This window comes from Salmonella sp. NW1250 (genome assembly GCF_051812965.1).
Classification (GTDB): domain Bacteria; phylum Pseudomonadota; class Gammaproteobacteria; order Enterobacterales; family Enterobacteriaceae; genus Salmonella; species Salmonella enterica.
This window is the reverse complement of sequence record NZ_JAMNDD010000004.1, coordinates 362,693-387,336: the sequence shown is the minus strand read 5'-3', so window position 1 is coordinate 387,336 and position 24,644 is coordinate 362,693. Positions and strand designations below refer to the sequence as shown.

The 24,644-nt window shown below is 54.3% G+C and carries 23 protein-coding genes; 7 read left to right on the top strand and 16 right to left on the bottom strand.

Going from position 1 to position 24,644, the window contains the following annotated elements; all coding sequences use genetic code 11:
* The first annotated feature begins 38 nt into the window (after nt 1-38).
* Nucleotides 39-209 (top strand): YhfL family protein, encoded by a 171-nt coding sequence (locus NBA72_RS09665; protein WP_000472323.1) that lies wholly within the window; start codon nt 39-41, stop codon nt 207-209.
* Between the two features lie 144 nt (nt 210-353).
* Here NBA72_RS09665 and trpS read toward each other — a convergent pair whose 3' ends face one another.
* The 12 genes from trpS to NBA72_RS09605 all read right to left on the bottom strand — a co-directional run bounded on the left by trpS (nt 354) and on the right by NBA72_RS09605 (nt 10,639).
* Nucleotides 354-1,358 (bottom strand): tryptophan--tRNA ligase, encoded by a 1,005-nt coding sequence (gene trpS / locus NBA72_RS09660; RefSeq protein ID WP_000165562.1) that lies wholly within the window; start codon nt 1,356-1,358, stop codon nt 354-356.
* On the bottom strand, nt 1,351-2,109 hold the full coding sequence (gene gph / locus NBA72_RS09655; protein WP_000359652.1) for a phosphoglycolate phosphatase: 759 nt from the start codon (nt 2,107-2,109) through the stop codon (nt 1,351-1,353). Before gph ends, trpS begins: the two co-directional genes overlap by 8 nt.
* Entirely contained in the window at nt 2,102-2,779 is a 678-nt protein-coding gene (gene rpe / locus NBA72_RS09650) for a ribulose-phosphate 3-epimerase (RefSeq protein ID WP_000816286.1), read from the bottom strand. The genes gph and rpe overlap by 8 nt, the downstream gene beginning before the upstream one ends.
* A gap of 17 nt (nt 2,780-2,796) precedes the next feature.
* Nucleotides 2,797-3,633: an adenine-specific DNA-methyltransferase gene (dam, locus tag NBA72_RS09645; RefSeq protein WP_000742132.1), complete on the bottom strand. Its 837-nt coding sequence runs from the start codon at nt 3,631-3,633 to the stop codon at nt 2,797-2,799.
* 180 nt (nt 3,634-3,813) lie between these two features.
* On the bottom strand, nt 3,814-5,091 hold the full coding sequence (gene damX, locus NBA72_RS09640) for a cell division protein DamX (protein WP_042948441.1): 1,278 nt from the start codon (nt 5,089-5,091) through the stop codon (nt 3,814-3,816).
* 97 nt (nt 5,092-5,188) lie between these two features.
* Nucleotides 5,189-6,277, bottom strand: coding sequence for a 3-dehydroquinate synthase (gene aroB / locus NBA72_RS09635; protein ID WP_000439824.1), 1,089 nt, complete (start codon nt 6,275-6,277; stop codon nt 5,189-5,191).
* A 56-nt stretch (nt 6,278-6,333) separates the two neighbouring features.
* Nucleotides 6,334-6,855 carry a shikimate kinase AroK gene (gene aroK, locus NBA72_RS09630; RefSeq protein WP_000818621.1) on the bottom strand — a complete coding sequence of 174 codons (522 nt, stop codon included), beginning with the start codon at nt 6,853-6,855 and terminating at the stop codon, nt 6,334-6,336.
* A gap of 464 nt (nt 6,856-7,319) precedes the next feature.
* A complete protein-coding gene (gene hofQ, locus NBA72_RS09625) occupies nt 7,320-8,558 on the bottom strand; it encodes a DNA uptake porin HofQ (RefSeq protein ID WP_023195930.1) in 1,239 nt (412 codons plus the stop codon).
* On the bottom strand, nt 8,473-8,874 hold the full coding sequence (locus NBA72_RS09620) for a HofP DNA utilization family protein (RefSeq protein ID WP_023195929.1): 402 nt from the start codon (nt 8,872-8,874) through the stop codon (nt 8,473-8,475). The genes hofQ and NBA72_RS09620 overlap by 86 nt, the downstream gene beginning before the upstream one ends.
* Nucleotides 8,864-9,337, bottom strand: a complete 474-nt coding sequence (locus tag NBA72_RS09615; RefSeq protein ID WP_023195928.1) for a HofO family protein — start codon at nt 9,335-9,337, stop codon at nt 8,864-8,866. Before NBA72_RS09615 ends, NBA72_RS09620 begins: the two co-directional genes overlap by 11 nt.
* Complete coding sequence (locus NBA72_RS09610) at nt 9,321-9,860, bottom strand: PilN domain-containing protein (RefSeq protein WP_000951390.1); 540 nt, start codon at nt 9,858-9,860, stop codon at nt 9,321-9,323. Before NBA72_RS09610 ends, NBA72_RS09615 begins: the two co-directional genes overlap by 17 nt.
* Nucleotides 9,860-10,639, bottom strand: coding sequence for a hypothetical protein (locus tag NBA72_RS09605; protein ID WP_023202839.1), 780 nt, complete (start codon nt 10,637-10,639; stop codon nt 9,860-9,862). Before NBA72_RS09605 ends, NBA72_RS09610 begins: the two co-directional genes overlap by 1 nt.
* Nucleotides 10,640-10,759: 120 nt before the next feature.
* On the opposite strand from NBA72_RS09605, the gene mrcA reads away from it, so the two are divergent.
* Nucleotides 10,760-13,312, top strand: a complete 2,553-nt coding sequence (gene mrcA / locus NBA72_RS09600; RefSeq protein WP_042948443.1) for a peptidoglycan glycosyltransferase/peptidoglycan DD-transpeptidase MrcA — start codon at nt 10,760-10,762, stop codon at nt 13,310-13,312.
* Between the two features lie 94 nt (nt 13,313-13,406).
* Here the strand turns inward: mrcA and nudE are convergent, their stop codons facing one another.
* Entirely contained in the window at nt 13,407-13,970 is a 564-nt protein-coding gene (gene nudE / locus NBA72_RS09595) for an ADP compounds hydrolase NudE (protein ID WP_000045725.1), read from the bottom strand.
* Nucleotides 13,971-14,292: 322 nt separating this feature from the next.
* On the opposite strand from nudE, the gene igaA reads away from it, so the two are divergent.
* From igaA to hslO, 4 genes are all read left to right on the top strand, one after another.
* Nucleotides 14,293-16,425 (top strand): intracellular growth attenuator protein IgaA, encoded by a 2,133-nt coding sequence (gene igaA, locus NBA72_RS09590; RefSeq protein WP_000104091.1) that lies wholly within the window; start codon nt 14,293-14,295, stop codon nt 16,423-16,425.
* A 64-nt stretch (nt 16,426-16,489) separates the two neighbouring features.
* Complete coding sequence (yrfG, locus tag NBA72_RS09585; protein ID WP_001520508.1) at nt 16,490-17,158, top strand: GMP/IMP nucleotidase; 669 nt, start codon at nt 16,490-16,492, stop codon at nt 17,156-17,158.
* 10 nt (nt 17,159-17,168) lie between these two features.
* Complete coding sequence (hslR, locus tag NBA72_RS09580) at nt 17,169-17,570, top strand: ribosome-associated heat shock protein Hsp15 (RefSeq protein WP_000660719.1); 402 nt, start codon at nt 17,169-17,171, stop codon at nt 17,568-17,570.
* Between the two features lie 24 nt (nt 17,571-17,594).
* Entirely contained in the window at nt 17,595-18,473 is an 879-nt protein-coding gene (gene hslO / locus NBA72_RS09575; protein WP_001135571.1) for an Hsp33 family molecular chaperone HslO, read from the top strand.
* A gap of 110 nt (nt 18,474-18,583) precedes the next feature.
* On the opposite strand, the gene NBA72_RS09570 is transcribed toward hslO, so the two are convergent.
* Nucleotides 18,584-20,293, bottom strand: a complete 1,710-nt coding sequence (locus NBA72_RS09570; protein WP_042948447.1) for a DUF4153 domain-containing protein — start codon at nt 20,291-20,293, stop codon at nt 18,584-18,586.
* Nucleotides 20,294-20,672: 379 nt separating this feature from the next.
* Here NBA72_RS09570 and pckA point away from each other — a divergent pair, with 379 nt between their 5' ends.
* Nucleotides 20,673-22,292, top strand: a complete 1,620-nt coding sequence (gene pckA, locus NBA72_RS09565; protein ID WP_001265689.1) for a phosphoenolpyruvate carboxykinase (ATP) — start codon at nt 20,673-20,675, stop codon at nt 22,290-22,292.
* Nucleotides 22,293-22,366: 74 nt separating this feature from the next.
* On the opposite strand, the gene envZ is transcribed toward pckA, so the two are convergent.
* Nucleotides 22,367-23,719, bottom strand: coding sequence for a two-component system sensor histidine kinase EnvZ (envZ, locus tag NBA72_RS09560; protein WP_001253818.1), 1,353 nt, complete (start codon nt 23,717-23,719; stop codon nt 22,367-22,369).
* Entirely contained in the window at nt 23,716-24,435 is a 720-nt protein-coding gene (gene ompR / locus NBA72_RS09555) for an osmolarity response regulator transcription factor OmpR (protein ID WP_001157751.1), read from the bottom strand. Before ompR ends, envZ begins: the two co-directional genes overlap by 4 nt.
* Nucleotides 24,436-24,644 lie beyond the last annotated feature (209 nt).

Below are 24,644 nucleotides of genomic sequence, written 5' to 3'. Positions count from 1 at the left end.
CCATCAGTAGTGCTCGTTTTATCAACAAGGATTTTGAAATGTTTAAATTTGTAAAAATTGCCGTTGTGGCAGGGGTTCTGGCGACGCTCACTGCTTGTACTGGTCATATCGAAAACAAAAAAAATAACTGCAGCTACGATTATTTGCTGCACCCTGCAATTTCTATTTCTAAAATTATTGGCGGTTGCGGCCCGGCTGCCGATCAATAATAGAAACGACTGCGCAGATACAAAAAAACCGGGATTTTCCCGGTTTTTTTACAGGTCTGATAAACGGTACGGCGCAGATGCCTTGTCCAACTTACGCTCGTTTGTAGGCCCGATAAGCTAGCGCCATCGGGCAAGCAATTACCGTTACGGTTTCGCCACAAAGCCAATGGCTTCGTAAACGGCTTTCAGCGTTTCGGCCGCACGTGCGCTGGCTTTTTCCGCCCCGTCTTTCATCACCTTCTGCAAGAACGCTTCGTCGTTGCGGAAACGATGATAGCGCTCCTGCAACTCAGACAGCATTCCGGAAACCGCCTCCGCCACTTCGCCTTTCAAATGGCCATACATTTTACCTTCAAACTGTTTTTCCAGTTCAGGAATGCTCTGACCGGTCACGGCGGAAAGAATATCCAGCAGGTTAGAGACACCCGCTTTCTCTTTCACATCATAACGCACTACCGGCGGCTCGTCGGAGTCAGTGACCGCACGTTTGATTTTCTTCACTACCGATTTCGGATCTTCCAGCAGGCCGATCACGTTATTACGGTTATCGTCCGATTTGGACATTTTCTTCGTCGGCTCCAGCAGCGACATCACACGCGCGCCGGATTTTGGAATAAACGGTTCCGGTACTTTGAAAATATCGCCATACAGCCCGTTAAAACGCTGGGCGATATCGCGGCTCAGTTCCAGATGCTGCTTCTGATCTTCGCCTACCGGCACCAGATTGGTTTGGTACAACAGGATGTCTGCCGCCATCAGCACCGGGTAATCAAACAGGCCGGCGTTAATGTTTTCCGCATAGCGCGCAGATTTATCTTTAAACTGCGTCATACGGCTCAGCTCGCCGAAATAGGTATAGCAGTTCAGCGCCCAGCCAAGCTGCGCATGTTCCGGCACATGGGACTGAACGAAAATAGTGCTCTTTTCAGGATCAATACCACATGCCAGGTACAGCGCCAGCGTATCCAGCGTCGCTTTACGTAGCTGCTGCGCGTCCTGACGCACGGTAATAGCATGTTGGTCTACGATGCAGTAGATGCAATGATAGTCATCCTGCATGTTTACCCACTGACGCAATGCCCCCATATAGTTGCCAATGGTCAATTCACCTGAGGGCTGTGCGCCACTAAAAACGATGGGCTTAGTCATTTTTTATTTCCTGGTTATCGCTATGCGGAAGCCCAAGTGCGGGCAAAAGATCGTTAAAACTGTCATAAATGACGTCCGGCTCGCTAAGGGCGATCGCTTCGCCATAATTGTAGCCGTATGTCAGGCCAACCGAAGGGCAGCCCGCCGCTTTTGCAGCCTGAATATCATTACGCGAATCGCCGACAAAAAGCATCTGCTCCGGCATCATGCCCAGCCGGCTTGCCACCAGCAACAGCGGCTCCGGATGCGGCTTCTTATTTTGCACATCATCGCCGCCGATAACCACACTAAAGTATTTGGCGATATCAAGCGATTCCAGCAACGGCGCGACGAACGGCGTCGGCTTATTCGTCACCAGACCTAATGACAATCCGCTGGCGTGCAGCGCGCCCAGCGTGTCGGCGACATGCGGAAATAAAAAGGTGCCTTCTTCCGCCACTTCGCCATAATACCTGTCGAACAGTTTACGCAGAATGCGTACCTGTTCCTCGGCAGGAATATCTTCATCAACGGGCGGTTTCCCCATCGTCTTACGCAGCGTGGCGCGCTCCTCGCGAGCCCAGGTCAGCGCGCGTTCCATCAATACGTCTGCGCCGTTACCAATCCAGGTAATCACGCGCTCCTCGCCCGCAACCGGCAGTTCCAGCGCATACAGCGCCATATCTACCGCCGCGGCAAGACCCGGCGCGCTATCCACCAGCGTACCGTCAAGATCAAAGGCGACGCCCCGAATATTCTGCAACTTATCCATGACTTACCTTTGCCAGCTCACTGCGCATTTCATCAATCACTTTTTTGTAGTCGGGTTTATCGAAAATTGCCGACCCCGCAACAAACATGTCCGCGCCTGCTGCGGCGATCTCGCCGATATTGTTCACCTTCACGCCGCCGTCCACTTCCAGGCGAATGTCGTAACCGGACGCATCAATGCGGCGACGCACTTCGCGCAGTTTATCCAGCGTCTGCGGAATAAAAGACTGGCCGCCGAAGCCTGGGTTCACGGACATCAGCAGGATCACATCCAGTTTGTCCATGACGTAATCGAGATAACTGAGCGACGTTGCCGGGTTGAATACCAGCCCCGCTTTACAGCCGTGTTCTTTAATCAACTGTAGCGTGCGGTCAACATGTTCGGAGGCTTCCGGGTGAAAAGTAATGATGCTCGCGCCAGCGGCGGCAAAGTCGGGCACGATACGGTCGACTGGCTTGACCATCAGGTGGACATCAATAGGCGCGGTAATACCGTACTGACGCAGGGATTTCAGCACCATCGGGCCGATAGTCAGGTTCGGCACATAGTGATTATCCATGACGTCAAAGTGTACAACATCAGCACCGGCAGCCAGCGCTTTGGCGGTGTCTTCACCCAGGCGAGCAAAATCAGCCGACAGAATTGAGGGGGCAATCAAATACTGTTTCATCCGCTTCTCCTTGAGAATTATTTTCTTGCAGGCGTTGCGACTCCTGGTTGGTACAGAGCCAGCAGTTCGTCCACCTTTTTACGTGTACCGCCGTTGCTGCTTATACTGCGTCTAACTTTGACGACATGCAATTTTGCGAGTTGATACCACTCGCGTGTGAGCGCCGTATCATGGTTGGAAATGAGCACCGGTATCCGGTTACTGACCAGATTCTCAGCGATTTCCGCCAGATGCGCTTGTTGCGTCAGGCTAAAACTATTGGTGTGATACGCTGTGAAGTTAGCCGTGGCGGACAGCGGCGCATAAGGCGGATCGCAATAGACCACCGACGACTTGTCCGCACGCGCCATACTGTCTGCGTATGACTCACAGTAAAAGAACGCATTCTGCGCTTTTTCTGCAAAGTGGTACAACTCCGCTTCCGGGAAGTAAGGTCTTTTATAACGACCAAACGGTACATTAAATTCCCCGCGTAAGTTATAGCGACAGAGTCCGTTATAACCGTAGCGGTTCAGATATAAAAACAGTACCGCCCGACGAAAGGGGTCCTGGCAGGTGTTGAACTCCTCGCGGAGTTGGTAATAGACCTCAGCCTGGTTAGTTTCAGGCATAAACAGCTCGCGCGAAGCCTGTACATACTCGTCAGTACGTAACTTCACGATGTTATAGAGGCTAATAAGGTCGCTGTTGATATCGGCGAGGATATAACGAGAAAAGTCGGTGTTAAGAAACACCGATCCGGCACCCACAAAAGGTTCGACAAGGCACTCGCCTTTTGGCAAATGTCGTTTGATATCATCAAGCAGAGGGTATTTTCCCCCTGCCCACTTCAAAAAAGCGCGATTTTTTTTCATGCTGACTAACTAATTACACCTTCTCCGGCTGTGGAGAAAGCTCCGACAGCATCCTGCGCTTTAGGCTGTGCCGCGTTGCTTTACGGCGCATTTGACGGTAGCAAATGCGCCCCTCGCGCCTGTCCTGAACAAAAATAGCTGTCAGCGACACTCACAGGCAATTGCAGGACACAGCCTGGATTATTTCAGATCGGCCTGAACCTGATGCAACGGTTTTGCCCACGGGTTTTTCGCCTGCACATCGGCAGGTAAGGTGGACACCGCACGTTTAGCATCTTCTTTCGAAGCATACATCCCCGTTACCAGCACATACCACGGTTGTCCATTACGCGTCGTCTCGTATACCACATAATTTTTCAGGTTCTCTTTCTTCGCCCAACCGTTCAGGTTGTCGTAATTTGAAGAACTACTGAGCTGCAATGTGTAGTGGCTGGATGGTGCGCTCTTTAACGCGCCAACGTTGCCGGCGCTTTTCCCGCCGCCTGCGACAGGCGTCGTCGAGGCTTGCGCTGGCTTCGCGGTTTGTACCGGCGCAGCGCTTGCCGTCGCTGTCGGCGCAGCCGTCGTGGTGGTCGCTTTCGGCGTCGCGGCTGGCGCTGCCGGTTCCGTGCGTTTCACTGGCGCGACCGGTTTCTTCGGTTCCGCAGTCGTGGTTTTCGCCGTGGTCTGCGGTTTCTTAGGTTCAATGACGGCCTGTTTACGTTCCGGACGCGTGGTATGACGCTCAGCAGGTTCGCTAACCGCCGCCTGACGCGTCGTGCTGCCATTGCGAACTGGCGCGACGGTTGCAGGCTCTGTCGGCAACGTAGAATTCACCGCAACATTGTTCATCTGCTCTGGATTCTGCGTCAGCGCATTATTCAGATCGCCCTGCACTTCCACGCGCTGCTGACCGTCAGCGACCACAGGCGACTGTCCCTGCGTCGGCGTTGAAGAAATCGGCGGCAAAGAAATATCCTGCGACGTATTGCCCGCGGTTTGTTCTGCGGAGGTGGTGCCCGGCGCAGGCTGGGTCACATTCGCCTGATCGGCGGCGTTACCGGAAAGATCGATACTCTTTTCGCCAGAGGCCGACGGCTCGCTGGAAGACGTTGAGGGGGCTTTCAGCGCGGAGCCGATACCGATAATCAACAGCAGCAGCACCAGCACGCCAACGCCCATCATCATGTATTGACGAGAGGCTGGCTTATGGGCCGCTTTTTTACGCTTACGTGGACGGCGTTCAACACGCTCTTCGTCCACCGTATCGTCTTCATCGGATTCGTACTCTTCTTCAACTTCAGGTTCTTCACTACGCGCTTTACGCGTACGCGTCGGACGGCGATCGTCGGCGTCCAGATCAACGTCATTAAAGTTGATCTGCGGCTCATTATCGCGTTCTGAAGATTGACGAGAACGACCAGTACGACGATCGCTGGGATCGGGTTTCAGCTCGTCTTCTGGTTTGAATTCATCCATTTAACACCCCACTCAAAGGTTAATGCTTACGACATTGCACATAACCTGAAGCTAAAAGACTGACATCTACGCAATATCAGTCTGACCTTTCTTGTTGTTACGCCTGCTGACAGTCAGCAATCGCGCTAAGAACGACTTCGTGCGACACTCCGCCGCGCACTTCACTTTTCCCTATGGCCAGCGGAAGCACTAAACGCAGCTCCCCCGCTAACACTTTTTTATCTCGCAGCATGTGCGGCAAATAGTCCTGCGCGGACATCTCGCAAGGGCCATTGACTGGCAACCCGGCCCGTTCGAGTAGAGCGATGATGCGCTGCGTATCAGCAGAACTGAACTGCCCCAAACGCTCGGATGCGCGCGCAGCCATCACTATACCTGCGGCAACGGCTTCACCATGTAACCAATTGCCATATCCCATTTCCGCTTCAATGGCGTGGCCAAAGGTATGTCCAAGATTCAGTAAAGCACGTAAGCCCGCTTCACGCTCGTCGGCGGCAACAACTTCGGCTTTCAGCTCGCAACAACGACGAATACAGTACGCCATCGCCGGGCCGTCCAGACGCAATAGCGCATCCAGATTACCCTCAAGCCAGGTGAAGAAGTCCGCGTCGAGTATAATGCCGTATTTGATCACCTCTGCCAGTCCCGATGCCAGTTCGCGTGCGGGAAGCGTTTTCAGGCAATCAAGATCGACAACCACAGAAGCGGGTTGGTAAAACGCGCCAATCATGTTTTTGCCAAGGGGATGGTTGACGGCGGTCTTCCCGCCCACGGAAGAATCAACCTGCGACAGTAAGGTAGTTGGCACCTGGATGAAACGAACGCCTCGCTGGTAGCTGGCCGCCGCAAAACCGGTGAGATCGCCAATCACGCCGCCGCCAAGCGCGACCAGCGTGGTATCACGACCATGCGGTTTTTTCAGTAACGCCGTAAACACCGTATCCAGTACCGTCAGGCTCTTATACTGCTCGCCGTCAGGAAGAATCACGCTGTCTACGTTAACGCCCGCCCGTTCGAGTACGCCGCGAACCTTGTCCAGATAAAGCGGCGCCAGGGTTTCGTTGGTCACTAACATGACCTGATCGCCTGATTTCAGCGGCAAGAATGAAGCTGGTTCGTTAAACAAACCAGCCGCGATGGTGATCGGGTAACTACGTTCCCCGAGAGTGACTGTAATCCTCTCCATGACGCGACATCCACCTTAGTTACTTGTGCCCGCTTACCCAGCGTATTCTGCTTGAATTAGTTGCTTTCCAGCATATGAATAATCTGGTTTGCCACAACCTTAGCGCTTTGATCGTCGGTGCGAATGGTGACGTCGGCAATCTCTTCGTACAGCGGATTGCGTTCGTTAGCCAGCGCTTCCAGAACTTCGCGAGGCGGCGCTTCAACCTGCAACAGCGGGCGTTTTTTATCACGCTGCGTGCGCGCCAGTTGTTTTTCGATGGTCGTTTCAAGGTAGACCACGACGCCACGCGCGGAGAGACGGTTACGCGTTTCACGCGATTTTACAGAGCCACCGCCGGTTGCCAGCACAATACCCTGTTTTTCCGTCAATTCGTTGATAACTTTTTCTTCACGATTACGGAAGCCGTCTTCACCTTCAACATCGAAGACCCAGCCCACATCAGCTCCGGTTCGTTTCTCAATCTCTTGATCAGAATCGTAAAATTCCATATTGAGTTGTTGAGCTAACTGGCGCCCAATAGTGCTTTTTCCGGCACCCATAGGCCCAACCAGAAAGATATTGCGTTTCTCTGCCATTTTTTCGGTACTACTAAGACTATTCGTTAATGGTAAACCCGCTTCACAGACACCCAGCGCAGCAGGACATGAACTGAAACCTCATAAGATATTGCGAGAGTCAGACTGAAAATTATCTCAATACTCAAGCGGGTTTGGCAACTGAATAAATCACCAAGCCTGATTGTTGCAAAACCCGAGTTAGCGTTGCCGGATGGCGGCCAGAACAACATATCCGGCCTACAAATTGCTCTACTTTCAAACAATTGTGCGCAATCCGCAGAACCAATACGTCTGCATCAGCGGACATTCAGCCGTTTATCATCGGTCTTATGCACACCTTAGGCAAGGCAAAGCGCATTAATCAATGCGTAAGCAACGAAAAGCACGACTCTCAAATCGGTACTCCTTGTATGCTAAATACATCCGCACGTCAAATCCCGCAGATGCGTTCAGTGCAAAAACAGCGCTTTTTTATGCATAAATTATTCTGTCGCCACCAGTCTGGGGGTGATAAACACCACTAATTCGCGTCGCTCGTCCTCTTTGCCGTCATGGCGGAAGAGCTGACCAAGCCAGGGAATATCCCCCAACAGCGGCACGCTATCGCTACCCGATTTATTTTTTCGCGAAAAAATACCGCCCAGCGCCAGCGTCTCGCCGCTTTTTACCTCTACCTGCGTTTCAATTTCCTGTTTATCTATCGCCAGCACTTCGCCGTCAGCCTGTTGTAGTACCTGACCGGGGACATTCTGGCTGATATGTAACTTCAGGCGGATGCGCCCTTTTTGCAAAACGGTGGGCGTCACCTCCATTCCCAGCACCGCTTCTTTAAATTCCACGGAGGTCGCGCCGCTTTCGCCGCTGGAAACCTGATAAGGAATTTCGCTGCCTTGCTTGATACTGGCTGGCTGCAGATGGGAAGCCAGCAGCCGGGGGCTGGCGATAATATCCAACTGCTGCTTTTGCTCCAGCGCTGACAGCTCCAGATCCAGCAAGCGTCCGTTAATGCGCCCGATGTTAAACCCGACGCGTGAGGTGGCGGCGGCGACGGATAAATCACTGGAAAGCGTCGTCACGTCACCCACCGCGCCCGCTTGCGTCGCGTCAGCCAGCGTCCACTTTACGCCCAGTTCCCGTAGACTCTTTTCGTTAATGGTGACGATATGCGCCGCCAGTTCCACCTGCGCCACCGGCAGATCCATTTGCGATACCCATTTTTCCAGCTCCGCCAGGGCCGCGCGGTTATCGCGCAACAGCATGCGGTTGGTGCGCTTATCTACCATGATGGTTCCCTTCGCGCTCAGGAGTTTCTCGCCCGCTTTCGCCAGTTCGGCGGCATCGGCGTATTGCAGGCTAATGCTGCGGTTTTCCAGCGGTAAATTAGCCTGAAGCCTTAACCGCTCGGCATCCTGCCGCGCACTGTGTTCTTTCTGCCAGGCCTGTGAATGAACATGGAGAATATTCCCCTCCTGACGCAGCACCAGCCCAGCGCTATTGACCACCGTCTGTAGCGCCTGTTTCCACGGCACATCCGTCAGATGTAGCGATAATGTCCCGCTGACGTCCGGCGACACCACCAGATTCTGCCGCTCCTGTTCGGCTAAAGTCTGCAAAACCTGCACCACAGGGACGTCGTCAACCACCAGCGTCACTTTCGCCGCTTTTCCCGCCTGCGCGGCGGGCATCAAGGCTATCAGTATTATGGCTATCCATCGCTTCATTGTCCGCTCCCTGACGTAGCCACCGCCACTGCGGCGGCGCACAATTTTTACCGGTCGTTAACGTTAAGGCTTCCGCCGTCAGGTGGACAATCGTCCAACCGTTTTCCAGCGTCTGCCCTTCTTCCACTCGTCGCCATTTTTGCTGACTGTCTTTAAGAATGCCTGTCCATCGCTCGCCTTTACGCACCGCGCCCTGATACCGCCACTGCGAGAGTTCCGCTATCCGGCAGCGATCTTCCGGCGGGCGGAAGGGATCGCGCATTCCTGTCAACGTCAGCAAACAAAAACAGAGCAATACACTGCGGCTAGCCTTCATTCGCCAGGCGCTCCAGTTGCAGCGTCATCAATAATTCCGCCCCCTCTCTACGCAATGAAAACCGACTTACGCTCATCTCGCTTTCGGCCAACCGGACAAACAGCGACGGCACCGCATCCCAGGACGTTTTCAGCGCCATTTCTCCCCCCTGCGCCGATGGCTGCCAGTGCAGCAAACGCAGGGGAGGCGCCTGGAAATCTAACGGCGAAAAAGGACGCGGATTTTCCACGGTACGCCCGAAAAGCGGTTCAGCCGCGACGCTCAGACGGCGCAGATGACGCCACTGTTGCCGGGCGGCCTCGCGCTGCTGGCTTAACCGCGTTTGTTGCGTATCCAGCGTTTTCCAGCCGGGATAGCCCACAGATAACGCGACCGTCAGCGTCAGGCACAGCACGCCTGCACACCAACCGAAAACCCGACCACGGCGCGACATCCCGTACCAGATATCAAAGAGCGCGTTCACGGGCGGCGCTCCTCGTTAACTGATAATGGAACTGCCAGCGCCCTTGCGCATCCTGCCGCGTGGCGCCCGTGCGGTTTAGCGGAAAACTGACATAGTGACGAAGTGATGTCTCAAGCGTGAGCAGGGCGTCAAACGTTCTCGCCAGCCCTTCCAGCTCTAGCGTCTCTTGCTGATAATTGAGGCTTGTCAGCCATGCCTGCTCTGGCAACAGGTTGGCAAGGTCAGTCAAGATAGATTGCCAGGCTTGCGTCAGTTCACGCTGCGCCTGACGTTGTAATCGCGCCTGTTGCTGTCGCTGACGCTGCTGCAACTGCGGTATGTTCGCCGCAAGCGCCGTCGTGCGTCCGTTTTCCGCCGTCAGTAGCAGTTCATTAATCCTCCCCTCCTGCCAAAAAACCAACCGGGCGATCGTCGCGAGGCTTGCTATCAGCAGCAGGGACGCGCCCCATACCACGCACCACAGCCGCAGACGCGCTACGTAATGTTGGCGCCGCCAGGGGAGCAAATTGACAGAATGCGCCATCAGCGTATCTCCCCTATGGCTAAACCCAGCGCAATCGCAAAGCGATAACCGTCCGGCGGAACCGGCGGTTGGCGGACGGTAACGGCGCGCCAGGGGTCGAATTCGCCTTCGGCGCATAACGAAATATGTTCCGGCACGACGGATAACGTCGCGGCAAGGTCATGCAGAGTCGTCGCATCGCGCGCCGATTTACGTCCCCACGCATAGCGCGTCGCCCACAGCCACTGGCTCTCATCGCGCCAGACCAGACATTGCCGCCCCGAAGGTATAAACGGCAGCAAGCGCTGTAACGCGCAGGCATCGGGCGTTACAGCAGCGATGCGCACATTGAGCGTTTGCGCCAGCGTTAACAGCTCTGAAATTTCTTTGCTTTGCACGGCGGTAACGTTGAACGCAGGGCTCAGCGCATCGTCCTGAAAGTCGAAACGCAATAAGTCCGGATCCATATCCAGCTCACGCGCCATCGTTTGTGAAAGCCATGCGACTTGCTCACGTTCCCGCAGACGCATCGGCGGATGTGGAAAAGCGCGTTGCAATGTCCGATTTGCGGGAAAAGAGAGATAAATACGGTGACGTAGCGGCAGCTCACGGCTCCAGGGTCGCAGTACGTGAGCCAGCGATTGCGGGTCAGGAATCGTACCCTCTGCCGTGGAGGCGTTCATCAGCGGCAGTCGCCACCAACGTTGCAGGGACCAGCCCGATGCGCCGCGAATAACGGCGATGGCCAGCGCTTCATGCTGCTGAATATGCAATCCTATTTGCCAGGTTTTAAAAGCCATAACGGTCGATCTCCTTATCACCCGTCGCGTTAACGGGTATATCAATGCGTCTGGCTTGCCTTTATACTACCGCGCGTTTGTTTATAAACTGCCCAAATGACACTAAATGGGAAATCTCCAGTGAAGTTCGTAAAGTATTTATTGATCCTTGCAGTATGTTGCATCCTGCTGGGAGCAGGCTCGATTTATGGCCTTTATCGCTATATTGAGCCGCAGCTACCTGACGTCGCGACATTGAAAGATGTGCGTTTGCAAATTCCGATGCAGGTTTACAGCGCGGATGGCGAACTTATCGCGCAATATGGCGAAAAACGTCGTATTCCCGTTACGCTCGATCAAATTCCGCCGGAAATGATCAACGCCTTTATCGCCACCGAAGATAGCCGCTTTTATGAGCATCACGGCATTGACCCGGTAGGTATTTTCCGTGCGGCCAGCGTCGCGCTCTTCTCCGGTCACGCATCGCAGGGAGCAAGTACCATTACCCAGCAACTGGCGCGAAACTTCTTCCTTAGCCCCGAACGCACGCTGATGCGCAAGATCAAGGAAGCGTTTCTGGCGATTCGTATTGAGCAGTTGCTGAATAAAAATGAGATCCTCGAACTCTATCTGAACAAGATCTATCTCGGCTACCGCGCCTATGGCGTTGGCGCAGCGGCACAGGTCTACTTTGGTAAGACGGTCGATCAGCTTAGTCTAAGCGAAATGGCGGTTATCGCCGGGCTACCTAAAGCGCCTTCTACCTTTAACCCGCTCTACTCGATGGATCGGGCGATAGCGCGCCGTAACGTAGTGCTTTCGCGAATGTTAAGCGAGGGATATATCACTCAGGCGCAGTACGATCAGGCCCGTAGCGAACCTATCGACGCAAATTATCACGCGCCGGAAATCGCCTTCTCCGCGCCTTATCTGTCGGAAATGGTGCGCCAGGAAATGTATAACCGTTATGGCGAAAGCGCCTATGAAGATGGTTATCGTATTTACACGACCATCACCCGCAAAGTGCAGCAGGCCGCGCAACAGGCGGTGCGTAATAACGTGCTGGACTATGACATGCGCCACGGTTATCGCGGCCCGGCGAATGTGCTATGGAAAGTGGGCGAAACGGCGTGGGACAGTAAAAAAATTACCGATACGTTGAAAGCGTTGCCGACCTACGGACCGCTGCTTCCCGCCGTGGTCACCAGCGCTAATCCGCAAGAGGCGACCGCTGCGCTTGCCGACGGTACGTCCGTTTCGCTACATATGGAAGGAATGCGTTGGGCGCGGTCTTACCGCTCGGATACACAGCAGGGGCCGACGCCGCGTAAAGTTACCGATGTCGTCCAGACAGGTCAGCAAATCTGGGTTCGTCAGGTGGATAACGACTGGTGGCTGGCGCAGGTACCGGAAGTGAACTCCGCGCTGGTTTCGCTTAACCCGCAAACAGGCGCGGTACTGGCGCTGGTCGGCGGTTTCGATTTTAATCAGAGTAAATTTAACCGCGCGACGCAAGCTTTGCGTCAGGTGGGGTCGAACATCAAACCGTTCCTCTACACCGCCGCAATGGATAAAGGGCTGACGCTCGCCAGTATGCTCAACGATGTGCCGATTTCCCGCTGGGACGCCGGGGCAGGTTCAGACTGGCGTCCGAAAAACTCCCCGCCGCAGTACGCCGGACCGATTCGTTTACGCCAGGGGCTGGGGCAGTCGAAAAACGTGGTGATGGTACGCGCCATGCGCGCCATGGGCGTCGACTATGCGGCGGAGTATCTACAACGCTTCGGCTTCCCGGCGCAGAATATCGTGCATACCGAATCGCTGGCGCTGGGCTCCGCCTCCTTCACGCCGATGCAGGTTGCGCGCGGTTATGCGGTGATGGCGAACGGCGGTTTCCTGATCGACCCGTATTTCATCAGCAAGATTGAGAACGATCAGGGCGGCGTGATCTTCGAAGCGAAACCGAAAATCGCCTGCCCGGAGTGCGATATCCCTGTCATTTACGGCAATACGCAGAAATCCGACGTGCTGGAAAACACCAATGTGGAAGAGGTCGCGGTTTCGCAAGAGCAGCAAAACAGCGCCGTACCGATGCCTGAGCTGGAACAGGCAAACCAGGCGCTGGTCGCGCAAAACGGCACGCAGGAGTACGCGCCGCATGTGATCAATACGCCGCTGGCGTTTCTGATCAAAAGCGCGCTGAACACCAATATCTTCGGCGAACCCGGCTGGATGGGTACCGGCTGGCGTGCGGCGCGCGATCTTAAACGTCGCGATATCGGCGGCAAAACCGGTACAACCAACAGCTCGAAAGACGCATGGTTCTCCGGCTATGGTCCTGGCGTCGTCACTTCCGTATGGATCGGCTTTGACGATCACCGCCGTGATTTAGGCCGCACTACCGCTTCCGGCGCGATCAAAGATCAAATCTCCGGCTATGAGGGCGGCGCGAAGAGCGCGCAACCTGCATGGGACGCCTATATGAAAGCCGTGCTGGAAGGCGTGCCGGAACAGCCGCTAACGCCGCCGCCGGGCATCGTCACGGTGAATATCGACCGCAGTACCGGACAACTGGCGAGCGGCGGTAACAGCCGTGAAGAGTATTTCATCGAAGGCACGCAGCCGACACAACAGGCGGTACACGAGGTGGGAACCACCATTATTGATAATGGTGAAACACACGAACTGTTCTGATCAAAAAAGGCGCTCCGGCGCCTTTTTTATTGTGTTTAGCGGATGACGGCGAACGGGAGACGAACTTTCCGTTGGCTTGATCAACGCCGCGCCATCAGGCAATTCGGCCCTGCGCTTTCAACCACTCGCGTACCAGAAACAGCGCGCTGACGTTGCGGGCCTCGTTAAAATCGGGGTCTTCCAGCAGATCCATTAAATGCGCCAGCGGCCAGCGTACCTGCGGCAATGGCTCAGGCTCGTCGCCTTCCAGCGACTCCGGATAGAGATCTTCCGCCACCACGATATTCATTTTGCTGGAAAAATAAGAGGGCGCCATGCTGAGTTTTTTTAAGAAGGTCAGGTTATGCGCGCCAAACCCGACCTCTTCTTTGAGCTCCCGGTTCGCCGCTTCAAAAACGGTCTCGCCCGGGTCGATCAATCCTTTCGAGAAGCCCAGCTCATAGGATTCGGTTCCCACCGCATACTCACGAATAAGAATCAGATGCTCATCAACGATCGGCACAATCATTACCGCCTCACGGGTTGATGGTCGCATACGTTCATACACGCGACGCACGCCGTTGCTGAACTCCAGATCCACGCTTTCTACGTTAAACAGTCGGGATTGTGCGACGGTTTCCACTTTCAGAATGGTGGGTTTTTGTAATGATTTGCTCATTGTGAGAATCTTTGCAGTGTAATCTGTGGTCATTGTGCGACATACCGCACGGTTTCGGCAATGCGAATTGCCGTTTATTTACATTTATGTAACGTAATAAAAATTAATTCTTATTTCAAATTAAAAGTCAATAGGTTGAAATAACTCCAGGAATTTGCTGATATTCCGTTTTTGGTGGTATTGCTATGATTTGCCTTCACTGGGATGCGCTTTACAATGCTCAAGTTCAACTCCACGCTTGCCGATAGCCAACCACAGAAAAATGTTTATTGGACAGGGTGCGACTGACCACGCCTGACAGACTTAGTAAGATGGGGAAAGCATGAGCACCATTCTGATTTTTATAGCTGCTTTGCTGGCCTGCTCTCTACTGGCAATATGGCGGTTCCGGGTAAAGTCCAGACGAGGGAGCTTACCGTGGATCAGCGCCTTTCAGGACGCGCAAACGCGTAAACTGTTGCCCGAAGAGCGCAGCGCGGTAGAAAACTATCTCGATAACCTTAGCCAGATCCAGCAAGTTCCGGGGCCGACAGGCGCCAGTGCTGCGCCCATCTCGCTGACGCTGAACGCGGAAAGCAACAGTGTCGTGATACTGACCCACTCCATCACCCGCTACGGCATTACCACTGACGATCCTAATAAATGGCGCTACTACCTCGACTCCGTCGAAGTCCATCTGCCGCCTTTCTGGGAACAGTACATCAATGATGAAAACAACGTTGAGCTGATCCTCACGGATACGCTGCCGCTGGTGATCTCTTTAAACGGCCATACGCTGCAAGAGTATATGCAGGAGTCGCGCGGCTACGCGCTACAGAATACGGCCTCTACGCAGGCGTCGATTCGCGGCGAAGAGAGCGAGCAGATTGAGCTGTTGAATATCCGTCAGGAGACCCACGAAGAATATGCGCTCAGCCGCCCGGCTGGCTTGCGCGAAGCGTTGTTAATCGTCGCCTCCTTTTTGTTATTCTTTTTCTGTCTGATAACGCCAGACGTTTTTGTACCGTGGATGATAGGCGGCGCGATCCTGCTGCTGGCAGCCGGACTTTGGGGGCTTTTTGCGCCGCCGTCGAAAAGCGCGCTGCGGGAAATTCACTGTCTGCGGGGAACGCCCCGCCGCTGGGGACTGTTTGGGGAGAATAATCAGGAGCAGATTAACAATATTTCGCTGGGCATCATCGACCTTATTTACCCTGCCCACTGGCAACCCTACATTACGCAGGATCTTGGGCAACAAACGGATATTGATATTTACCTTGATCGCCATGTCGCCCGCCAGGGCCGGTTTTTATCCCTGCATGATGAAGTGAAAAACTTTCCGTTGCAGCACTGGTTACGCAGCACTGTTATTGCTATCGGTTCGCTGCTGGTGTTGTTTATGCTGCTGTTCTGGATCCCGCTGGATATGCCAATCAAGTTCACGCTATCGTGGATGAAAGGCGCGCAAACTATTGAAGCGACAACGGTAAAACAGCTTGAAAAAGCTGGCGTGCGGGTGGGCGATACGCTGCACCTGAGCGGTAAAGGAATGTGTAATATTCATTCCGGCGCGACCTGGAGCGGACAGTCTAACTCACCGTTTATGCCATTCGATTGCTCGCAAATCATCTGGAATGACGCGCCTGCGTTACCGCTACCGGAATCAGACCTGGTGAATAAAGCGATGGCGCTAAGCCAGGCGGTAAATCGTCAGCTCCATCCAAAACCCGAAGACGACTCGCGCGTCAGCGCATCTTTACGCTCCGCGATCCAAAAATCGGGCATGGTATTATTAGATGACTTTGGCGATATTGTTCTGAAAACCGCTGATTTGTGCGCGGCGGAAGACGAGTGCGTGCGTCTGAAAAATGCGCTGGTTAATCTCGGTAACAGTAAGGACTGGAACGCGCTGGTGAAACGCGCGAACGCCGGCAAACTGGACGGCGTCAACGTGCTGCTACGCCCCGTAAGCGCAGAGTCGCTGGAAAATCTGGTCACGACCTCAACGGCGCCGTTTATTTCTCGCGAGACCGCGCGTGCTGCCCAGTCGCTGAATAGCCCCGCTCCCGGCGGATTCCTGATCGCCAGCGATGAAGGCAGCGAACTGGTTGATCAGGCCTGGCCGTCAACGCCGCTGTATGACTATCCCGCGCAGGAACAGTGGAGCGCCTTCCAGCGTCTGGCGCAAACGCTCATGCAGACGCCATTTAGCGCCGAGGGCATTGTCACCAGCGTGTATACCGATGCCAACGGCACGCAGCATATCAGCCTGCATCGTATCCCCGATAAATCCGGCTGGTGGCGTTACCTCGGCACCACGCTGCTGATGCTGGCAATGATAGTGAGCGCGGTCTACAACGGTATTCAGGCGTTCAGACGTTATCAACGCCACCGTACCCGTATGGCGGACATCCAGGAATACTATGAAAACTGCCTCAATCCCAGGTTAACCGTCTCTCCGGAAAATCTCATCTGATAGCGCCGCCGTGCGACAGGGTATGCTACCCTGTCGCGCAAATTGCGTTACCCTGGAGTTCCCCATGCATATTGATATTGACTGGCAAAACGTGGATACCGTTTTGCTGGATATGGACGGCACGCTGCTCGATCTCGCGTTCGATAACTATTTCTGGCAAAAGCTGGTACCGGAAACCTACGGCGCGCAGCAGGGTATTTCGCCGCAGGACGCGCAGGAATATATTCGTCAGCAGTATCATGCCGTACAGCATACGCTAAACTGGTACTGTCTGGATTACTGGAGCGAGCGTCTGGGTCTGGATATTTGCGCCATGACGACGGCGCAAGGGCCGCGCGCCGTTTTGCGCGACGATACCGTACCGTTTCTGAATGCGTTAAAAGCCAGCGGAAAACGTCGGATTCTGCTCACCAATGCGCATCCACATAACCTGGCGGTGAAGCTGGAGCATACCGGTCTGGCCTCACACCTTGATTTATTACTTTCCACCCACACATTTGGTTATCCCAAAGAGGATCAGCGGTTATGGCGCGCTGTCACTGAGGAAACGGGAATAAGCGCAGAGAAAACGCTGTTTATCGATGACAGCGAACCGATTCTCGACGCCGCCGCCCGGTTTGGTATTCGCTACTGTCTTGGCGTGACGAATCCTGATTCCGGTCTGGCGGAAAAGCACTATACGCGCCATCCGTCCCTGAACGACTACCGCCGTCTGATCCCCTCGCTGATGTGAAGGAGACGCCATGAAAGAAAAGTCCTCCGTTGAGGTCAGACTGGATAAATGGCTGTGGGCCGCGCGTTTTTATAAAACCCGCGCGCTGGCCCGCGAGATGATTGAAGGCGGTAAGGTGCATTACAACGGCCAGCGCAGTAAGCCGAGCAAAATCGTCGAGCTGAACGCAACCCTTACCCTGCGTCAGGGAAATGACGAACGGACGGTGATCGTTAAAGCCATCACCGAACAGCGCCGTCCGGCCAGCGAAGCCGCCGCGCTGTATGAAGAGACGGCGGAAAGCGTGGAAAAACGCGAAAAAATGGCGCAGGCGCGCAAGCTTAACGCCCTGACCATGCCGCATCCGGACAGGCGACCGGACAAGAAAGAGCGCCGCGACCTGTTACGATTTAAACACGGCGACAGCGAATAACTGTCACCCGCAAGAGAGATGATTATGCCGCAACATGACCAATTACATCGTTATCTGTTTGAAAACTTTGCCGTTCGCGGCGAGCTGGTGACCGTTTCGGAAACCTTGCAACAGATCCTCGACAATCATACCTACCCGCAGCCGGTGAAAACCGTACTGGCCGAACTGCTGGTCGCCACTAGCCTGCTGACCGCGACGCTGAAGTTTGCCGGTGACATTACGGTACAGCTCCAGGGCGACGGGCCGTTAAGCCTGGCGGTGATCAATGGCAATAACCAGCAGCAGATGCGCGGCGTGGCTCGCGTTCAGGGCGACATCCCTGACAATGCGGATCTCAAAACGCTGGTTGGCAACGGCTATCTGGTGATCACCATTACGCCGGAAGAGGGTGAACGCTATCAGGGCGTGGTGGGTCTGGAAGGCGATACTCTGGCGGCGTGCCTGGAAGATTACTTCCTGCGCTCCGAGCAGTTGCCGACGCGCCTGTTTATTCGTACCGGCGATGTCGACGGTAAGCCGGCGGCAGGTGGAATGTTGCTCCAGGTGATGCCGGCACAGAACGCGCAGGCGGAGGATTTCGACCATCTGGCCATGTTGACGGAAACCATTAAAAGCGAAGAGCTGCTGACGTTACCGGCAAATGACGTGCTGTGGCGTTTGTATCACGAAGAAGAAGTCACGCTCTACGATCCGCAAGATGTTGAATTCAAATGCACCTGTTCACGCGAACGTTGCGCGGGCGCGCTGAAAACATTGCCGGATGAAGAAGTGGACAGCATTCTGGCGGAAGAAGGTGAAATCGATATGCACTGCGATTACTGCGGCAATCATTACCTGTTCAATGCGATGGATATCGCGGAGATCCGTAACAACGCCTCTCCTGCCGATCCACAGGTTCATTAATCGCCTTTCAGTCGACAACATCATTGCCTGATGGCGCTGCGCTTATCTGGCCTACAGCATCCCGCTCCGTAGGCCGGATAAGGCATTTATGCCGCCATCCGGCAAAAAGCTTACTCGTTGTAGTAATCCACATCCAACCGCTGACCATCAACAATGATATCGCGCCAGGCTTTGGGGGCTGAGTCTAACCGATGCCCGGCAATCGCGTGCAACAGTTGCGTCTTAGAAAACCCGTCCGGCAATCGGGCGAACGCTTTCTGCGTCCATTTCCCCTCTTTTAAGCCGTAGACCTGGCTCTCGGCAACAATAAAGTTATACAGCACCTGCTCAGGCTGACCGTCGCCGTTAAGATCCTGACTCACCAGCACGCAGGCATCCGGTTCAAGGCAGGAATCGTCCGAATAACTCTGCTCTTTGACAAACGCCCAAAATGCGGCATCCGGCTTCTGGCTACCGGGCGCAATCATCACCACCCGCGCTAAATCGTCCGCCGTCGGAGAGACCTTATTTCTCTGCAAAAACGTCATCAGTTCACGATTGCGCTTTCTGTTCTGCGTAAACGCCTCGTCATCCCGCAACGATTTCAGCGCTTCCTGGCCAGGTTTGCCGCTGTGATCCAGCATATACAGGCTGATCTGATCCGCAGTAATTTTACCGCTATGGTAACGCGCCATATGGCTGTTGACGCTAATACGCCAGACATCAAGTACAGGCGAGGCCAGCAACAGCAATATCACCAGCGTCAACAAAGAGACGCTCAGTATCACCTTGCCTTGCCACTCACCAGGGTCGCGTCCGCGGCGTAACAGACCGATTAGATAACCGAAGGACCATACCAACAAGACAGACGCCGTCAGCGCGCCATACAGACGATCCGGCGTCCAGCCGTATTGCTGAATGCGTACCCATAACGCCCAGCCCGCCAGCAGCATATATATCGGGGCAACGCACAGCGAGGCGCTAATCATGCCGCGTAGTACGCGCGGATAGGGTAATACGCGCTTTTGCGGTTCGTTGACAATCGCCACGAGGAGCAGCAGCATCAGCGTCAGCGTGGATAGCAGCCCCGCAGCGGAAACACGCGCAGAAATCGCCTCCAGTCCGGTAAAGGGTAACGTCACAATAAACAGCAATGCCAGCAGCGACACCACCGGCAGTAAACCTGTCGCGATCAGCGTCAACAGCTTTTGCACCGCCGCCACAAGGCGCGACTGCGTGCGGGCGAGAATGACCGCCAGCGCCGTAATCAAGCCGATGGTCACATAAATAAAGGCTTCAGTTTCAAAGAAAAGGGTGCTGAAAAAGCGGATGCCCACCAGCCTGAATAGCGCGCTCCAGAGCAGAAGTACCAGCCAGAACAGTCCGTTAGCGACCAGGACGATAAACAATGTCAGTACGTTATGCCATAACCGCATATAAAACTGGGGATAACGCGCCGAACCGGTTTGCGAATGTAACTGATATTGCATCCAGGGTAATACCAGCATCGCCATTAACACAAGCCGGAGACCATACAGCCAGAGGAGCTCGGCCAGGCGCCATTTCTCCACCGCCTCAACCTGCCATTTCAGCCAGCCGCTCATTGCCAGCACGACCACAAAGATCAGCCCCAGCCAGCCCCACAGCGCGCGCTGTTTAAAAGAGACCACGGTAAGCAATAGCATTGACGACAACGCTATCGTCGCAGGCATACCATAGAACAGCCAGTCGCTATTTTGTGGTACCAGCCAGGCCATCAGCAGGTAGCACAAGACGCCCTGCAGCAAACCGGTGAGCAACATACCCCAGCGAGTAGTACGTGAAAGCGCTACACTTTCCATGTCGTTATCCAGAATGATGAGAAAGCCGCATTATTGCATCATCTGTTCACCGCCAGGCATCGTCATGCATAATTCAGAAAAAAACGCAGAGAGGTGAATCGATATTGTTAATGTTGGTGTTACGTAACTTTCTTACATGAATGCGATTACAGTCACATTATGTCGGTCAAAAACACTTCCTTTTAACGTTTTCAGAACATTTTCCACAACAAAAGTAGGTTTCCTGCCATAATAACCGCCGCTGCGTGACAGGAGTCACAGTGTTTTTCGTCAATCGTGATTTTGTCCAGATACGTAAATCTATGAGCCTTGTCGCGGTTAACCAACCTCAAAAAACCTTACTATTTTCGGTAATATATATTGGCTAAGGAGCAGTGATATGCGCGTTAACAATTTAACCCCGCAAGATCTCAAGGCTTATGGTATCAACGACGTCCAGGATATCGTTTACAATCCCAGCTACGACACCCTTTATCAGGAAGAACTTAATCCTGGTCTGGAAGGCTATGAGCGTGGCGTGTTAACTAACCTGGGCGCTGTTGCCGTTGATACCGGTATTTTTACCGGTCGTTCGCCTAAGGATAAGTATATTGTTCGCGACGACACCACGCGTGATACGCTGTGGTGGTCCGATAAGGGTAAAGGTAAAAACGATAATAAGCCGCTTTCCCAGGAAACCTGGCAACACCTGAAAGGTCTGGTGACGCATCAGCTTTCCGGTAAACGCTTATTCATTGTTGATGCGTTCTGCGGCGCAAATGCCGATACGCGTCTTTCCGTGCGCTTTATTACGGAAGTCGCCTGGCAGGCCCACTTCGTTAAAAATATGTTCATTCGCCCAACGGACGAAGAGCTGGTAGGCTTCAAACCTGACTTTATTGTCATGAACGGCGCGAAGTGCACCAACCCGCAGTGGAAAGAGCAAGGGCTGAACTCGGAAAACTTCGTGGCGTTCAACCTGACTGAACGTATTCAGCTTATTGGCGGCACCTGGTACGGCGGCGAAATGAAAAAAGGGATGTTCTCGGTAATGAACTATCTGCTGCCGCTCAAAGGTATCGCCTCAATGCACTGTTCCGCCAACGTGGGTGAAAAAGGCGATGTCGCGGTCTTCTTCGGCCTTTCCGGTACCGGAAAAACCACTCTGTCCACCGACCCGAAACGTCGTCTGATTGGCGATGATGAGCACGGTTGGGATGACGACGGCGTGTTCAACTTTGAAGGCGGCTGCTACGCCAAAACCATCAAACTGTCGAAAGAAGCGGAGCCAGAAATTTATCATGCGATTCGCCGTGATGCGCTGCTGGAAAACGTCACCGTGCGCGAAGACGGCACCGTTGATTTCGATGATGGTTCCAAAACCGAAAACACCCGCGTCTCTTACCCGATCTATCATATCGATAACATCGTTAAGCCCGTGTCCAAAGCAGGTCACGCCACCAAGGTTATCTTCCTGACGGCGGACGCCTTCGGCGTGCTGCCGCCGGTTTCCCGTTTAACCGCTAACCAGACGCAGTACCACTTCCTGTCGGGTTTCACCGCTAAACTGGCCGGCACCGAACGCGGCGTCACCGAACCGACTCCCACCTTCTCCGCCTGCTTCGGCGCCGCGTTCCTGACGCTGCACCCGACGCAGTATGCTGAGGTGCTGGTGAAACGTATGCAGGCAGCAGGCGCGCAGGCTTATCTGGTTAACACCGGCTGGAATGGCACCGGCAAACGTATCTCCATCAAAGATACGCGCGCGATTATCGACGCCATTCTGAACGGTTCTCTTGATAACGCGGAAACCTTCCGTCTGCCGCTGTTCGATCTGGCGATCCCGACTGAACTGCCAGGCGTGGATACCCACATTCTCGACCCGCGTAACACCTACGCGTCGCCGGAACAATGGCAGGAAAAAGCCACCGCGCTGGCGAAACTGTTCATTGAGAACTTCGAGAAGTATACGGATACCCCGGCAGGCGAAGCGCTAGTTAGCGCCGGACCGAAGCTGTAAGGAACAGGCCGGATGGCGGCTTTGAACAGCGTCATCCAGCGTTAAGAAGAAAGGGAGGGTAATACCTCCCTTTCTTATGCCTCTTTTGTCGTCCCCTGGACGCGAGCCACAGGAACCGGTAGCCAGGCGCGAATCGACAATCCGCCACGCTCGCTGGTGCCAATCTCCAGCATCCCGTTATGGTTATCGATAATGCGCTGCACAATCGCCAGCCCCAGCCCTGTGCCGCTGGTGCTACGGGCGCTGTCGCCGCGTACAAAAGGCTGGAACAGATGTTTACGCTGCTCCGGCTTAATGCCCGGCCCGTCATCTTCTACCTGGAACCAGGCGCGATGCGACTCGGTGCCGCTGCTGACCTTAATCCAGCCGTTGCCATAGCGGGCAGCATTGACCACCATATTCGCCACCGCGCGCTTAATCGAGAGCGGGTGCATTTTCACCTGGATACTGCCTGCCTGAAGCGCAGTGTTAATCTCACGCTCATAGCCGCTTTCCGCCGCAATCACCTCGCCCAGCACGGAATTGAGATCCGCCATCTCCATTGGCATTTCCTGACCGGTACGCAGATAGTCAATAAACTGTTCGATAATGGCGTTACACTCTTCGATGTCTTTATTGATCGACTCCGCGAGATAACCGTCTTCCTCGCCCATCATCTCCGTCGCCAGACGAATACGGGTCAGCGGCGTGCGCAAGTCGTGGCTGACGCCCGCCATCAATAGCGTACGGTCATCGGCCAATTGTTTCACGCCGGCTGCCATATGGTTAAACGCCCGAGTCACAGAGCGTACCTCAGAGGCGCCATATTCACGCAGCGGCGGCGGAATAATTCCCTTCCCTACCTGCAGGGCGGCATGTTCAAGATCCACTAACGGTCGATTCTGTATACGAATAAACAGCCACGCGCCACCTATCGCCAGGAGCATGATCGCCAGCGTGTAACGGAAAAGCGGAGAAAAATCGCCCTGATGAATCTCGGTCAGCGGCACGCGCACCCAGATATTGGGCGACAGCCAGGTTTTGAGCCACACGACGGGCGAGCTTTTGTTGACCTCAACGCGCACTTCCGTCGGGCCGCCTAATTGCTGCGCCATCTGGTGGCTTAAGAATTCGTAGTGTTGCGCCCAACGCAGCCCGGCCTCTTCGGCGGCTTCGTTGGTGTAGAGAGAGATCCCCAGCTCGCGATAGATTTCCCGGCGAAACGCAGGCGGCACGACTAACTGCGTGCCGTCCTCCAGTTGCAGCTTATCGGTCATCAGCATACGGACTTCGTAAGCCAGAACCTTATTAAACTGCTGGAGGCTCGGCAAAATCGCGAAGTTCAGCACCACCAGGTAGGTCGTCACCAGGCTGACGAACAGCAAGGTGACGATGAGCAACAGCGTGCGGGCAAATGAACTTCGCGGCGAGAAGCGCATTCGCCTCATGCTTTAGAACCGTCCGGTACGAAGACGTAGCCCAGGCCCCATACGGTCTGAATATAACGCGGATGTGCCGGATCTTCTTCCACCATACGGCGCAGGCGGGAGATCTGGACGTCGATGGAGCGTTCCATCGCGGAATACTCGCGGCCACGGGCCAGATTCATCAGCTTATCGCGAGAGAGCGGCTCGCGCGGATGGCTGACTAACGCTTTCAGTACCGCAAACTCCCCGCTGGTCAGCGGCATCGGTTCATCTTCACGGAACATCTCGCGCGTACCGAGGTTCAGTTTAAACTTACCGAACGCGATAACGGCCTCTTCCTGCGACGGCGCGCCGGGCAGTTCGTTTGCCTGACGACGTAGCACGGCGCGGATACGCGCCAACAGCTCGCGCGGGTTAAACGGTTTAGGAATGTAGTCATCGGCGCCGATTTCCAGCCCGACGATACGGTCAACTTCTTCACCCTTCGCCGTGACCATAATGATCGGCATTGGATTACTTTGACTACGCAGGCGACGACAAATCGACAGACCATCTTCACCTGGCAGCATTAAATCCAGTACCATGAGATGGAAAGATTCACGGGTCAGCAGACGATCCATCTGCTCGGCGTTAGCGACGCTTCGAACCTGGAAGCCCTGCTCGGTCAGATAACGTTCCAGTAGCGCCCGCAGACGCATATCGTCATCAACCACCAGAATCTTATAATTCTCTTGCATTGTCTGTACTCCCAAAGGTTCGCAACAAATGTAAGTGTGTATTCTTAAAAAAGCTCACGTGAGTCACCAGCAAATTCTGGTATGAATTTCAGGCTAAATTGTTACAAAGCATATTTAACAGCAGCTTAAATATACAATTAATCGGCAACCCCATTATTTATTCTGTCGGGACGATCACGTTATACCCCGTGTGCGCAATATCGACAGCA